General features: G+C 70.7%; 11 protein-coding genes. 10 read left to right on the top strand and 1 reads right to left on the bottom strand.

Annotated features, from left to right (window positions below):
* Positions 1-193: 193 nt before the first annotated feature.
* Positions 194-763, bottom strand: a complete 570-nt coding sequence (locus ACIOMQ_RS20340) for a carbonic anhydrase (RefSeq protein WP_362208372.1) — start codon at positions 761-763, stop codon at positions 194-196.
* A gap of 378 nt (positions 764-1,141) precedes the next feature.
* Between ACIOMQ_RS20340 and rsmH the strand changes: the two genes are divergently transcribed.
* From rsmH to ACIOMQ_RS20290, 10 genes are all read left to right on the top strand, one after another.
* Positions 1,142-2,107: a 16S rRNA (cytosine(1402)-N(4))-methyltransferase RsmH gene (gene rsmH, locus ACIOMQ_RS20335; RefSeq protein WP_362208375.1), complete on the top strand. Its 966-nt coding sequence runs from the start codon at positions 1,142-1,144 to the stop codon at positions 2,105-2,107.
* 49 nt (positions 2,108-2,156) lie between these two features.
* Positions 2,157-2,741 carry a septum formation initiator family protein gene (locus ACIOMQ_RS20330; protein WP_401264727.1) on the top strand — a complete coding sequence of 195 codons (585 nt, stop codon included), beginning with the start codon at positions 2,157-2,159 and terminating at the stop codon, positions 2,739-2,741.
* Positions 2,742-2,745: 4 nt separating this feature from the next.
* Positions 2,746-4,728, top strand: a complete 1,983-nt coding sequence (locus ACIOMQ_RS20325; protein WP_362208381.1) for a penicillin-binding protein 2 — start codon at positions 2,746-2,748, stop codon at positions 4,726-4,728.
* Positions 4,729-4,746: 18 nt separating this feature from the next.
* Positions 4,747-6,471, top strand: a complete 1,725-nt coding sequence (locus tag ACIOMQ_RS20320) for a UDP-N-acetylmuramoyl-L-alanyl-D-glutamate--2,6-diaminopimelate ligase (protein WP_401264722.1) — start codon at positions 4,747-4,749, stop codon at positions 6,469-6,471.
* Positions 6,472-6,475: 4 nt separating this feature from the next.
* Positions 6,476-7,882: a UDP-N-acetylmuramoyl-tripeptide--D-alanyl-D-alanine ligase gene (gene murF / locus ACIOMQ_RS20315; protein WP_362208387.1), complete on the top strand. Its 1,407-nt coding sequence runs from the start codon at positions 6,476-6,478 to the stop codon at positions 7,880-7,882.
* Entirely contained in the window at positions 7,879-8,949 is a 1,071-nt protein-coding gene (mraY, locus tag ACIOMQ_RS20310; protein ID WP_362208390.1) for a phospho-N-acetylmuramoyl-pentapeptide-transferase, read from the top strand. The genes murF and mraY overlap by 4 nt, the downstream gene beginning before the upstream one ends.
* Complete coding sequence (gene murD / locus ACIOMQ_RS20305) at positions 8,946-10,373, top strand: UDP-N-acetylmuramoyl-L-alanine--D-glutamate ligase (protein ID WP_362208527.1); 1,428 nt, start codon at positions 8,946-8,948, stop codon at positions 10,371-10,373. Before mraY ends, murD begins: the two co-directional genes overlap by 4 nt.
* Before the next feature lie 113 nt (positions 10,374-10,486).
* A complete protein-coding gene (gene ftsW / locus ACIOMQ_RS20300) occupies positions 10,487-11,935 on the top strand; it encodes a putative lipid II flippase FtsW (protein ID WP_362208392.1) in 1,449 nt (482 codons plus the stop codon).
* A 6-nt stretch (positions 11,936-11,941) separates the two neighbouring features.
* Complete coding sequence (gene murG / locus ACIOMQ_RS20295) at positions 11,942-13,036, top strand: undecaprenyldiphospho-muramoylpentapeptide beta-N-acetylglucosaminyltransferase (protein WP_362208395.1); 1,095 nt, start codon at positions 11,942-11,944, stop codon at positions 13,034-13,036.
* A gap of 50 nt (positions 13,037-13,086) precedes the next feature.
* Entirely contained in the window at positions 13,087-13,881 is a 795-nt protein-coding gene (locus ACIOMQ_RS20290; RefSeq protein WP_362208397.1) for an FtsQ-type POTRA domain-containing protein, read from the top strand.
* Positions 13,882-14,040: the final 159 nt, after the last annotated feature.

Here is a 14,040-nt window from a genome sequence, read left to right as displayed (position 1 = left end):
CAGTCACGGACCGACGCGCGTGCAGCGGCCCGGCCCACCCCGAAACACGGACATCCCTCCGGGAACGTCCCGGCGAAATGCCACACGCGCATTCTTGTTGCCGTTACCGCTTCGTGTCACTCGCCTGTGGACAAGTCGGGGCGGTATGTCGGGTTCGGTGGGGTTGTCGACTCCTCGTGGGGCACCCGGGCGGTCAGGAGGCGGAGGCGGGAAGGATCTCGCGCAGCAAGCCGCTGGTCACATCGAAGACGAAGCCGCGGATGTCGTCGGTGTGCAGCAGGAACGGCGAGGTGCGTACGCGCTGCATCGACTGCCGTACGTCCTGGTCCGCGTCCTTGTACGCCTCGACGGCCCAGACCGGACGCTGGCCGACCTCCACCTCCAGCTCCTGGCGGAATTCCTCGGTGATCGACTCCAGGCCGCAATTCGTGTGATGAATCAGTATGACGCTGCGGGTGCCCAGGGCCCGCTGGCTGATGGTCAGCGAACGGATCACGTCATCGGTGACCACGCCGCCCGCGTTGCGGATGGTGTGGCAGTCGCCGAGCGACAGGCCGAGCGCGTCGTGCAGGTCGAGCCGGGCATCCATGCAGGCGACCACGGCGACGCGCAGCACCGGCTTGGCGTCCATGCCGGGGTCCTCGAATCCGGCGGCGTACCGGACATTCGCCTCGACGAGGCGGTCGGTGACCGTGCCTCCTGTGCGGGGCCGGTCGGCGGTGGGCGAGGAAGGCCCGGCGGAGGAGTGTGCGGAAGTCGACATGGATATGACGTTAGCTCCCACCGGTGGCCGCGTCGTGCTGTGAGAAGGGACAAAGAACGTCAACGAGGCTTGTTGTGAGGTAACCCACAAGCCTCGCAGTTGTTCATCCGGCCGGGTGAACCGGGGGAGGGGCGACGCGCTGTCCGGCTGATTGATCGGGAATCGATCGAATGGCAGGGTGGACTAAAGTGACGGGAAGTTACCGACACCCTGCACATTCCGTAGATTTCCCCCGTGTGCGGCGTACGTACGGTCCGGCCCTCTCCCGCTCGCCGGTCGGCCGACGCCTCTTCCCCGGCGCCGGCCGTCCTCCCCTTCCGAGCGGGCGGGGACCAGGCCGTACGTGCCACCGCCCGGGACCTGAGCCTGAGAGGGCGCATGAGCCAGACCCGACACGTCCCGGTGATGCTCCAGCGGTGCCTGGACCTGTTGGCCCCGGCTCTGGAGGCGCCGGGCCCGCAGCATCCCGTGGTCGTCGACTGCACCCTCGGCCTCGGCGGACACAGCGAGGCGCTGCTCTCCTCGTTCCCCTCCGCGCGCCTGATCGCGCTGGACCGGGACAAGGAGGCGCTGCGGCTCTCCGGCGAGCGGCTCGCCCCGTACGGGGACCGGGCCACGCTGGTGCACGCGGTCTACGACGAACTGCCCGAGGTGCTCGCCCGGCTCGGTGTCCCGAAGGTCCAGGGCATCCTCTTCGACCTCGGTGTCTCCTCCATGCAGCTGGACGAGGCCGACCGCGGATTCGCGTACGCCCAGGACGCCCCGCTCGACATGCGCATGGACCAGACAGCCGGCATCAGCGCGGCCGAGGTGCTCAACACCTATCCGCCGGGCGAACTGGTGCGGATCCTGCGGGCGTACGGCGAGGAGAAGCAGGCCAAGCGGATCGTCTCCGCGATCGTGCGCGAGCGCGAGAAGGAGCCGTTCAGCAACAGTGCCCGGCTCGTCGAGCTGATCCGCGACTCGCTGCCGCAGGCCGCCAAGCGCACCGGCGGCAACCCTGCCAAGCGCACCTTCCAGGCGCTGCGCATCGAGGTCAACGGCGAGCTCACCGTCCTGGAGCGGGCCATTCCGGCCGCCGTGCAGAGCCTCGCGGTCGGCGGCCGCATCGCCGTCCTCTCCTACCACTCGCTGGAGGACCGGCTGGTCAAGCAGGTCTTCGCGGCGGGCGCCGCCACGACCGCGCCGCCCGGACTGCCGGTTGTTCCCGAGCGCTATCAGCCCCGGCTGAAGCTGCTGACCCGCGGCGCGGAGCTGCCCACCGAGGAGGAGGTCGCCGAGAACCGGCGAGCCGCTCCCGCCCGGCTGCGTGGCGCCCAGCGGATCCGCGAGGAGGAACGATGAGCGTCCGGCGTCCGGGAAGCCGGACACCGGTGACGCCCGGGGCGGCGCGGTGAGCAGGGCGGCCGGGCAGTTGAAAGGGCGGGCGGCGCGGCTCGTCCGGCTGATGCCGTCCGGGCCCAGCAACGCGGCCCGTACCCCCTTCGTGCTGCTGGTCGTGCTGCTCCTCGGCGGCGGTCTGATCACGCTTCTGGTGCTCAACTCGGCCCTCAATGAAGGATCGTTCAGGCTGAGCGAGCTGAAGAAGCGGACCACCGAGCTCACCGACGAGCAGCAGGCCCTCCAGAACGACGTCGACAGCTACTCCAAGCCGGATGCCCTGGAACGGCGCGCCCGCCAACTGGGCATGGTGCCCGGCGGCAGTCCCGCCTTCCTCGATCCGGACGGTACGGTCCGCGGCGAACCGGCGAAGTCCAGCGCCGAGCCGTCCCCGCCGCCTCCGCGGAAGCCCAGTACCCCGGCGACCGCACCGCCCGCCGGCGCACCCGCTCCGGCCACCGGCTCGCCCTCGCCCTCGCACTCTCCCTCGGCACCCGCCACCTCTTCGGGCGGGGCCGTGAGGCCCAGCACCTCCGCGGTCCCGCCCGCCGGGCCGCGTACCCCGGCAGACCAGCCCTCGACGAGCCCCGGCAGGTGACGCAGTGTCTCCCAAGGAACCACCGCGCCGCCGGGTCCCCGGCCCCGCGCGCCCCCGCGGCGCCGCCGGCGGCCAGGGCCGCCCCCGGCCCGCCGCCCGCCGCCCCTCCTCCCCGGCGCCCCGCGCCCGCGCGCCCCGCAACCGCCCCGCGCGCGCCCTCCGCCTCGGCAGCCCGCGCCCCCGGCTCCGCCTGGTCAGCTTCGCTCTGACCCTCGTCATGCTGGTGTTCGTCGTCCGACTCCTCCAGGTCCAGGCCGTCGACGCCCCCGCGTACGCGGCCAAGGCCAAGGAGAACCGCTACCTCAGCTACACGATCTCCGCCGAGCGCGGCCAGATCACCGACCGCAGCGGTATCGCGCTGGCCACGAGCGTCGACGCGTACGACATCACCGCCGACCCGTCGATGTTCACGCCCGAATTCAGCAAGGCGCCGGACGCGCCCCGGCAGGCGGCGGCGCTCCTCGCCCCGATCCTCGGCGCCGACGCCGCCGAACTGACCGCGAAACTGTCCAAGAAGGGCCGGTACACCGTGCTGGCCCGCCGCCAGACCCCGCAGGTCTGGAATCAGATCAAGGATCTCAAGTCCGTCTTCGCCGAAAAGGCCGCGAAGGAGAAGGCGGCCGGCGGTCCCGGGGCCAACGTGCTGGCCGGGGTCTTCCAGGAGTCGACCACCAGACGCGTCTATCCCAACGGAGGGCTCGCCGCCGGAATACTGGGTTATGTCAACGCCGACGGCAAGGGCGCGGGCGGCCTCGAATCGCAGCTGGACAAGGAGCTGGCGGGCGAGGACGGCAAGATCAAGTACGCCCAGTCCGGCGGCCGGCGGGTGCCCACCGCGGGCACCCAGGAGGTTCCGGCCGTCGCCGGGTCCGACATCGAGCTGACCATCGACCGCGACATCCAGTGGGCCGCCCAGCAGGCCATCACCGACCAGGTGAAGAAGTCCAAGGCGGACCGCGGTTACGTGGTCGTGCAGAACACCCGGACCGGCGAGGTCCTCGCCATGGCCAACGCCCCCGGCTTCGACCCCAACGACCTCTCACAGGCCGACGCGGCGTCGCTGGGCAACGCGGCACTCCAGGACGTGTACGAGCCCGGCTCCACCAGCAAGGTCATGTCCATGGCCGCCGTGCTGGAGGAGGGTGTCGCCACCCCCGGCACCCACGTCACCGTCCCCAACCGGCTGCACCGCGGCGACCGGCTCTTCAAGGACGACATCGACCACCCCACCTGGTACCTGACGCTCAACGGCGTACTCGCCAAGTCCAGCAACATCGGCACCATCCTGGCCACCGGAGAGCTCGGCAGGACCCAGGCCGAGGCCAACCGCGTCCTCTACTCCTACCTGCGCAAGTTCGGGATCGGCTCGCCGACCGGTCTCGACTACCCGGGCGAGACCCCCGGCATCCTCGCCAAGCCCGGGGACTGGTCGACCTCGCAGCAGTACACGATCCCGTTCGGCCAGGGCCTCTCGCTCAACGCCATGCAGGCCGCCTCCATCTACTCGACGATCGCCAACGGCGGGGTCCGCGTCGAGCCCACGCTGGTCCGCGGCACCAAGGGCCCCGACGGCCACTTCGAGGCCGCCCCCGCTCCCGACCGGAGCCGGGTGGTCAGCGAGAAGACCGCCAAGACGCTAGCCGCCATGCTGGAGTCGGTGGTCGGGGACGAGGAGGGCACCGGGACGAAGGCCAAGATCCCCGGATACCGGGTGGCCGGAAAGACCGGTACGGCCAACCGGGTCGACCCGGTGCGCGGCGGCTACCACGGCTACACCGCATCCTTCGCGGGCTTCGCACCCGCCGACAACCCGCAGATCACCGTCTACTGCGCGATCCAGAACCCGACCAAGGGCAGCTACTTCGGCGGCCAGATCTGCGGACCGATCTACAAGCAGGTCATGGAATTCGCGCTGAAGACCCTCCAGACCCCACCGTCCGGCACCGAGCCAGCCCGGCTGCCGGTGTCCTTCAAGCCCGGCCAGTGAACACGGGGAGACCGACCAGTGACAACCATCACCCCCGATCCCGGGAACCGGAACGGGAACCACCGGAACGCCGCCCCCTCACTTCGCGAGAGGCCGGGTGCGCCCGGTACGCTCACCGCCGTGCCCCACGCTGATCAGTTCCAAACCACCCAGAAAAACGCCCCTGTGAACTACCCGGGAGCGCCTCGTCCTGACCGGATCGGGCCGACGCCCCTCGGCGAGCTGGCAGCCCGGCTGGGAGTCGAACCGCCGGGAACCGGCGAGGTCACCGGCATCACCCACGACTCGCGAGCGGTCCGCCCCGGTGATGTGTACGCCGCCCTGCCGGGCGCCCGCTTCCACGGTGCCGACTTCGCCGCCCAGGCGGCCGGCCTCGGCGCGGCGGCGGTCCTCACCGACCCGGCCGGCGCCGAGCGCGCCGCCGCCACCGGGCTGCCGGTGCTGGTCACCGAGAACCCCCGCGGCCGGATGGGCGAACTCGCCGCCGAGATCTACGGACGGCCCGGTGCCGGCCTCCTCCAGATCGGCATCACCGGAACCTCGGGGAAGACCACCACCGCGTACCTCATCGAGGGCGGTTTCCGCGGCGCCGGGCGCGCCACCGGGCTGATCGGCACCGTGGAGACGCGGATCGGCGACGAGCGCATCAAGTCCGAGCGCACCACCCCCGAAGCCACCGACCTGCAGGCCCTGTTCGCCGTCATGCGCGAACGCGGGGTCGACTCGGTGACGATGGAGGTCTCCAGCCACGCCCTGGTGCTCGGAAGGGTCGACGGCTGTGTCTTCGACGTCGCGGTCTTCAACAACCTCAGCCCGGAGCACATGGAGTTCCACTCCGGGATGGAGGACTACTTCCAGGCCAAGGCGCAGCTCTTCACCCCGCGGCGCAGCCGGCAGGGTGTCGTCAACTTCGACGACGAGTACGGCCGCAGGCTGATCAGCGAGGCGTCCGTCCCCGTCGTCACCTTCTCCGCCGAGGGCCACCCGGACGCCGACTGGCGTGCCGAGGACGTCGAAGTCGGGCCGCTGGGCTCCACCTTCACCGTCGTCGGCCCCAAGGACGAACGGATCGCCGCCAGGGCCCCGCTGCCCGGCCCGTTCAACGTCGCCAACACCCTCGCCGCGATCGTCACGCTCGCCGCCGCGGGGCTGGACCCGCAGACCGCGGCCGACGGTGTCGCCGCCGTTCCGGGCGTCCCCGGCCGGCTGGAACGCGTCGACGCCGGACAGCCGTACCTCGCGGTCGTCGACTACGCGCACAAGACCGACGCCGTCGAATCCGTGCTGCGCTCCCTGCGGAAGGTCACCGAGGGCAGGCTGCACGTCGTCCTCGGCTGCGGCGGCGACCGCGACACCACCAAGCGCGGGCCGATGGGCGCCGCCGCGGCCCGCCTGGCCGACACCGCCGTACTGACTTCCGACAACCCCCGTTCCGAGGACCCCCTCGGAATCCTCGCCGCAATGCTCGCGGGCGCCGCCGAGGTGCCCGTCCACGAGCGGGGCGACGTCCTGGTCGACGCCGACCGGGCCGCCGCCATCGCCGCCGTGGTCGCCCGCGCCGAGCCCGGTGACACCGTGCTGATCGCCGGCAAGGGCCACGAGCAGGGCCAGGACATCCACGGCGTGGTACGCCCCTTCGACGACCGCGTGGTCCTGCGCGCGGCCATCGAACGCTCCCTGGGGCACAGCGGCGCCGAGAGCACCGCCCACCGCGCCCACACCCACGAGAACAGTCAGGGATGACCAAGTGATCGCCCTTTCCCTCGCCGAGATCGCCGAAATCGTCGGCGGGCAGTCGCACGACATACCCGATCCGGCAGCAATCGTCAGCGGGCCCGTCGTCATCGACTCGCGAGAGGTGAAGCAAGGCAGCCTGTTCGCCGCCTTCGCCGGCGAGCGGGTCGACGGCCACGACTATGCGCAGCGCGCCGTCGAGGCGGGCGCGGCAGCCGTGCTGGCCGCCCGCCCCGTCGGTGTTCCGGCGATCGTCGTCGATGACGTCGTGGCCGCCCTCGGTGCGCTGGCCCGTGCCGTCGTCGGCCGCCTCGGCACCACCGTCGTCGCCCTCACCGGCTCCGCGGGCAAGACCTCCACGAAGGATCTCATCGCCCAGCTCCTCGAACGCAAGGGGCCCACGGTCTACCCGGCGGGCAACCTCAACAACGAGATCGGCCTGCCGCTCACCGCCCTGCGCGCCACCGGGGACACCCAGCACCTCGTCCTCGAAATGGGCGCACGCTACGTCGGCGACATCCGCTACCTCACCGGCCTCGTCCCGCCCCGGATCGGTCTCGTCCTCAATGTGGGCACCGCCCACATCGGCGAGTTCGGCGGCCGCGAGCAGATCGCCCAGGCCAAGGGCGAGATGGTCGAGTCGCTGCCCGAGGACGGCCTCGCCGTGCTCAACGCCGACGACCCGCTCGTGCGCGCCATGACCTCCCGTACGAAAGCCCGGGTGCTGCTCTTCGGCGAAGCCGCGGATGCGGACGTACGGGGAGAGAACGTCCGTCTCACCGACGACGGCCGTCCCGCTTTCAAGCTCCACACACCCACCGGGTGCAGCGACGTGACCATGCGCCTGTACGGTGAGCACCACGTGTCGAACGCGCTCGCCGCGGCCGCCGTCGCCCATGAGTTGGGCCTGTCCGCAGACGAGATCGCCGAAGGGCTCTCCGAGGCGGGCACCCTCTCCCGCTGGCGCATGGAGGTCACCGAGCGTCCGGACGGCGTGACGTTCGTCAATGACGCCTACAACGCGAACCCCGAATCCATGAAAGCAGCGCTGCGCGCGCTGGCCGCCATGGGGAAGGGCCGGCGTACGTGGGCGGTGCTCGGCCCCATGGCCGAGCTGGGCGACGCCTCGCTCGCCGAGCACGACGCGGTCGGACGGCTCGCTGTCCGGCTCAACGTCAGCAAGCTCGTCGCAGTCGGGGGCAGAGAAGCCTCCTGGCTGCAACTGGGCGCATACAACGAGGGTTCGTGGGGTGAGGAGTCGGTGCACGTGTCCGACGCACAGGCTGCCGTCGACCTGTTGCGCAGTGAACTGCGCCCGGGAGACGTCGTGCTGGTGAAGGCGTCCCGGTCGGTCGGCCTGGAGCAGGTCGCCATGGCACTGCTGGAGAACGCGTCCGAGGGCGAGGTCACCGGCCGATGAGGCAGATCCTCTTCGCGGGGGCCATCGGGCTCTTCCTGACCCTGGTCGGGACTCCGCTGCTGATCAAGCTGCTGGCCCGCAAGGGATACGGGCAGTTCATCCGGGACGACGGCCCGCGCACCCACGGCTCCAAGAAGGGCACGCCCACCATGGGCGGTATTGCCTTCATCCTGGCGACGATCATCGCGTACGTCCTGGCGAAGGTGATCACCGGCGAGGAGATGCGCTTCTCCGGTGTGCTGGTGCTCTTCCTGATGGCCGGCATGGGTCTCGTCGGCTTCCTCGACGACTACATCAAGATCGTCAAGCAGCGTTCGCTGGGCCTGCGGGCCAAGGCGAAGATGGCGGGCCAGCTGATCGTCGGTATCGCCTTCGCGGTGCTCTCGCTCCAGTTCGCCGACGCCCGGGGCAACACCCCGGCCTCCACCAAGCTGTCGTTCGTCGCGGACTTCGGCTGGTCGATCGGCCCGGTGCTGTTCGTCGTCTGGGCGCTGTTCATGATCCTCGCCATGTCCAACGGCGTGAACCTGACGGACGGTCTGGACGGCCTGGCCACCGGCGCTTCGGTGATGGTCTTCGGCGCGTACACCTTCATCGGGCTGTGGCAGTTCCAGGAGTCCTGCGCCAACGCGACGACCCTGACCAACCCCAACGCCTGCTTCGAGGTACGCGATCCACTCGACCTCGCGGTCGTCGCCTCCGCGCTGATGGGTGCCTGCTTCGGCTTCCTGTGGTGGAACACCTCGCCCGCCAAGATCTTCATGGGCGACACCGGCTCGCTCGCCCTCGGCGGCGCCCTGTCCGGTCTGGCGATCTGCTCCCGTACGGAGTTCCTGATGGCCGTCCTCGGCGGCCTCTTCGTGATGATCACCATGTCCGTGGTCATCCAGGTCGGCTCCTTCAAGATGACCGGCAAGCGGGTCTTCCGGATGGCGCCGCTCCAGCACCACTTCGAACTCAAGGGGTGGTCCGAAGTCCTTGTCGTGGTCCGCTTCTGGATCATCCAGGGCATGTGCGTGATCGTCGGACTCGGTCTCTTCTACGCGGGATGGGCAGCCGAGAAGTGAGCAACCAGGACTGGCAGGGCAAGCACGTCACCGTCGCGGGACTCGGCGTCTCCGGAATCCCGGCGGCCACCGTGCTGCACGGCCTCGGGGCCGTCGTCACGGTGGTCAACGACGGGGACGACGAGCGTTCCCGTGCGCAGGCCGCGGAGCTGGAGGCGCAGGGCATCACCGTGCGCCTCGGCGACGGGGCGACCCTGCCCGAGTCCACCGAGCTCATCGTCACCACCCCCGGCTGGCACCCCGGCAAGCCGCTCTTCACCGCAGCCGCCGAGGCGGGCGTCCCGGTCTGGGGCGACGTCGAACTCGCCTGGCGGCTGCGCGGCGAAGGCGGCAGGGAGCCGGCACCCTGGCTCGCGGTCACCGGTACCAACGGCAAGACCACGACCGTACGGATGCTCGCCTCGATCCTGGAGGCGGCCGGGCTGCGCACCGCCGCGGTCGGCAACATCGGCGTCTCCCTCCTCGACGCCGTCCTCGGTGACGAGGAGTACGACGTACTCGCCGTCGAGCTGTCCAGCTACCAGCTGCACTGGGCGCCCTCGCTGCGCGCCCACTCCGCGGCCGTCCTCAACCTGGCCCCCGACCACCTCGACTGGCACGGCTCCATGGAGGCGTACGTCGCGGACAAGGGCCGGATCTACGAGGGCAACCGCGTCGCCTGCGTCTACAACGCGGCCGAGAAGGCGACCGAGGACCTGGTCCGCGGGGCCGACGTGGCGGAGGGCTGCCGCGCCATCGGCTTCACCCTGGGCACACCGGGCCCGTCCCAACTGGGCGTCGTCGAGGGCATCCTCGTCGACCGCGCCTTCGTGACGAACCGGCAGAAGCAGGCCCAGGAGCTCGCCGAGGTCACCGACGTCAACCCGCCGGCCCCGCACAACATCGCCAACGCCCTGGCGGCCGCGGCCCTGGCCCGCGCCTTCGGCGTCGAGCCCGCGGCCGTACGGGACGGGCTGCGGGCCTTCCGCCCCGACCCGCACCGCATCGAGCACGTCGCGGATGTCGCCGGGGTCGCGTACATCGACGACTCCAAGGCCACCAACACCCATGCCGCCGAGGCGTCCCTCGCGGCCTACGACCCGATCGTCTGGATCGCCGGCGGCCTCGCCAAGGGCGCCACGTTCGACGGGTTGGTGACCGGGGCCGCAGGGCGGCTGCGGGGCGTCGTACTGTTCGGCCGGGACCGGGCCCTGATCCGCGAAGCCCTCGCGCGACACGCCCCCGAGGTCCCGGTGGTCGACCTCGACCGGACCGACACTGGGGCGATGTCCGAGGCGGTCCGCGAGGCGGCACGGCTCGCCCGGCCGGGAGACACCGTACTGATGGCCCCGGCCTGCGCCTCGATGGACATGTTCGTCAATTACAACAAGCGGGGCGAGGCGTTCGCGGACGCGGTCCGCGCACTCGCCGCCGAGAGCGCCTGACGGGCCCGGCCTCCGCGCCGTACTGTCCCGGCCGACCGGGTGCGGTCGGCCGCGCCACGGGCCGCGGCCCTCGGCGGCGGCCCGTGGCACGAGCAGTGGAGGGGACAGCGACAATGCCGGCCGAAGAGAGCTCCGCCGCGCCCCGTGGGGACCGCTCACGGGCCGCCGCGGCGATCAGCCGGGCGCTCGCCCCGCCCCTCCTCGCCGGCGCGGCCGCTCCGGCGCCGCTCGGCCCCGCCCTGCGGGTCCGGTCGGCCACCGGATCCCGGCGCCCCCCGGTACCCCGTTCCAAGGGGCGTTCCACCGGCACCCCCCGCGCCCCGCGCGGCGGCGGGGCGCGACGGCTGTACGAGCAGGCGCGGCGGGCCTGGGACCGCCCTCTGACGGCGTACTACCTGATCCTGGGCGCCGGCCTGCTGATCACCGTGCTCGGCCTCGTGATGGTCTACTCCGCCTCGATGATCAAGGCCCTGGAGCTGGACAAGCCCGGCACCTATTTCTTCCGCAAACAGTTCCTCGCCGCCGTCATCGGCGCCGGACTGATGGCGCTGGCCGCCCGGATGCCCGCCAAACTGCACCGGGCGTTCGCCTATCCGCTGCTCCTGGGCGCCGTCTTCCTGATGGTGCTGGTCCAGGTACCGGGGATAGGGATGTCGGTCAACGGCAACCGGAACTGGCTCTACCTGGGTGGCCCCTTCCAGCTCCAGCCCAGCGAGTTCGGCAAGCTCGCCCTGGTCCTGTGGGGTGCGGACCTGCTCGCGCGCAAACAGGACAAACGGCTGCTGGCGCAGTGGAAACACATGCTCGTCCCGCTCGTCCCGGTCGCCTTCATGCTCCTCGGGCTGATCATGCTCGGCGGTGACATGGGCACTGCGATCATTCTCACGGCGATCCTGTTCGGGCTGCTCTGGCTGGCCGGGGCACCCACCAGGCTCTTCGCCGGGGTGCTCGGCTTTGCCGGAGTGATCGCCTTCGTACTGATCAAGACCAGCCCGAACCGGATGTCCAGGCTCGCCTGCATCGGCGCCAGCGAACCCGGCCCCGGGGACTCCTGCTGGCAGGCCGTGCACGGCATCTATGCTCTGGCGTCCGGCGGATGGTTCGGTTCCGGGCTCGGTGCGAGTGTGGAAAAATGGGGTCAACTACCTGAACCGCACACCGACTTCATCTTCGCCATCACCGGGGAGGAACTGGGGTTGGCGGGGACACTGTCGGTGCTCGCCCTCTTCGCGGCTCTAGGCTATGCGGGTATCCGCGTGGCCGGACGCACGGAGGACCCCTTCGTGAGGTACGCCGCGGGAGGTGTGACCACCTGGATCACGGCGCAGGCCGTGATCAACATTGGTGCGGTGCTCGGCCTGCTGCCGATCGCCGGTGTCCCGCTCCCGCTGTTCTCCTACGGAGGGTCGGCCCTGCTGCCGACCATGTTCGCTGTCGGGCTGCTGATCGCGTTCGCGCGAGAGGATCCCGCCGCGAAGGCGGCCCTGGCCATGCGGAGGCCCGGGGTGAGATGGAAGACGATGAGACGGCGCGTCAAGAAGCGTCCGTCCGGAGAGCGGTGAATTTCGGTGCATGTCGTACTCGCCGGTGGGGGGACCGCCGGCCACATCGAGCCCGCGCTTGCCCTCGCGGACGCCCTGCGCAGGCAGGACCCGACCGTGGGAATCACTGCCCTCGGCACGGAGCGCGGACTCGAGACCAGGCTCGTACCCGAGCGGGGGTACGAACTCGCCCTGATCCCGGCCGTGCCGCTGCCGCGCAAGCCCACCCCGGAACTGATCACCGTCCCGGGACGGCTGCGCGGCACCATCAAGGCCGCCGAGCAGGTCCTGGAGCGGACCAAGGCGGACTGCGTGGTCGGCTTCGGCGGCTACGTCGCCCTGCCCGGCTACCTGGCCGCCAAGCGGGCCGGTGTGCCGATCGTCGTCCACGAGGCCAACGCCCGGCCGGGCCTGGCCAACAAGATCGGCTCCCGGTACGCCCACGGGGTAGCCGTCTCCACCCCCGACAGCAAGCTGCGCGGTGCCCGCTACATCGGCATCCCGCTGCGCCGGACCATCGCCACCCTGGACCGGGCCCGGGTCCGCCCCGAGGCGCGCGCGGCCTTCGGCCTCGACCCCAACCTGCCGACGCTGCTGGTCTCCGGCGGCTCGCAGGGCGCCCGCCACCTCAACGAGGTGGTCCAGCGGGTCGCCCCGCTGCTGCAGCGCTCCGGAATCCAGATCCTGCACGTGGTCGGCCCGAAGAACGAATTGCCGCGCGTCGACAACATGCCCGGTATGCCGCCCTATATCCCGGTACCGTACGTGGACCGGATGGACCTCGCGTACGCTGCGGCCGACATGATGCTCTGCCGCGCGGGCGCGATGACCGTCGCCGAACTCTCCGCCGTCGGGCTCCCCGCCGCCTACGTACCGCTGCCCATCGGCAACGGCGAACAGCGGCTCAACGCCCAGCCGGTGGTCAACGCCGGCGGCGGCCTGCTGGTGGACGACGCGGCGCTTTCCCCCGAGTGGGTGCAGGGCAACGTCCTGCCGGTGCTCGCGGATCCGCACCGGCTGTACGAGATGTCCCGCGCCGCCGCCGAGTTCGGCCGCAGGGACGCCGACGACCTGCTCGTCGGCATGGTGTACGAGGCGATCGCCGCACGCCGCAACGCGTGAGGCGGACGGGTCCGGGGGCGGTGCCCCCGGCCCCGGCATAAGGAGCGAGCGTGGCCGGACCGACGACCGCCCGGCGTGGTGCAGCGCAGCAGGGGAACTCCTCGGCCCGCCCGCCCCGCCCGCGCCCCGAAGGGCGCAGACCGACCAGTCGCAGGCGACTGGCCGTCATCGGCGTGCTGGTGCTGCTGCTCGGCTCCGGTGTCGTCTGGGCGCTCTACGGCTCCTCCTGGCTCCGGGTCGAACAGGTCAGGACCACCGGTGTCGACGTACTGACACCGGCCGAGGTGGAGGCCGCCGCGGCGGTACCGATCGGGGCTCCGCTGATCTCCGTGGACACCGACGCCATCGCCGACCGGCTGCGCCAGAAGCTGCCTCGTATCGACTCGGTGGATGTCGTACGGTCATGGCCGCACGGAATCGGACTTAAGGTGACCGAACGACAGCCGGTCCTGTTGATGAAAAAGGACACAAAGTTCATTGAAGTGGACGCGAAAGGCGTTCGCTTCGCAACAGTGGACAAATCGCCCGGACGTGTACCCCTGCTGGAATTGACACCTCGTCAGTCCGCGAGCCTGCGCCGCTTCGGCAGCGCCCGGCTGGTGCGGGAAGCGGTCCGGGTCGCGGGCGGACTTCCGGGCGGAATCGCCAAGGAGACCAAGGTCGTACGGGTCACCTCGTACGACTCGATCTCCCTGGAGCTCACCCGGGGCCGCACGGTGATCTGGGGCAGTGGCGAGGACGGGCCGGTCAAGGTGAAAGTCCTCACCGCTCTCATGAAAGCCGCCCCCAAAGCGGGACACTTCGACGTGAGTGCACCCACCGCGCCTGTCGTATCGGGTAGTTGACGGACATTTGGCCTGGCCAGCACCCTGGTTGGTCATCGCTACGGGTGATCACATAGGGTGAAAAGAAAGACGGGAGGTTCGGCGTGTTCGTTGAACGTGCGCCACTTGTCGACTTAGTGTCCTGTTCGGAAGAGTCCATGAAGCAGACACACTGGTAAC

It is taken from the genome of Streptomyces sp. NPDC087845 (assembly GCF_044742755.1).
Classification (GTDB): Bacteria; Actinomycetota; Actinomycetes; order Streptomycetales; family Streptomycetaceae; genus Streptomyces.
Note: the sequence above shows the minus strand (reverse complement) of the source record. Positions and strands in the feature narration are given on the sequence as shown.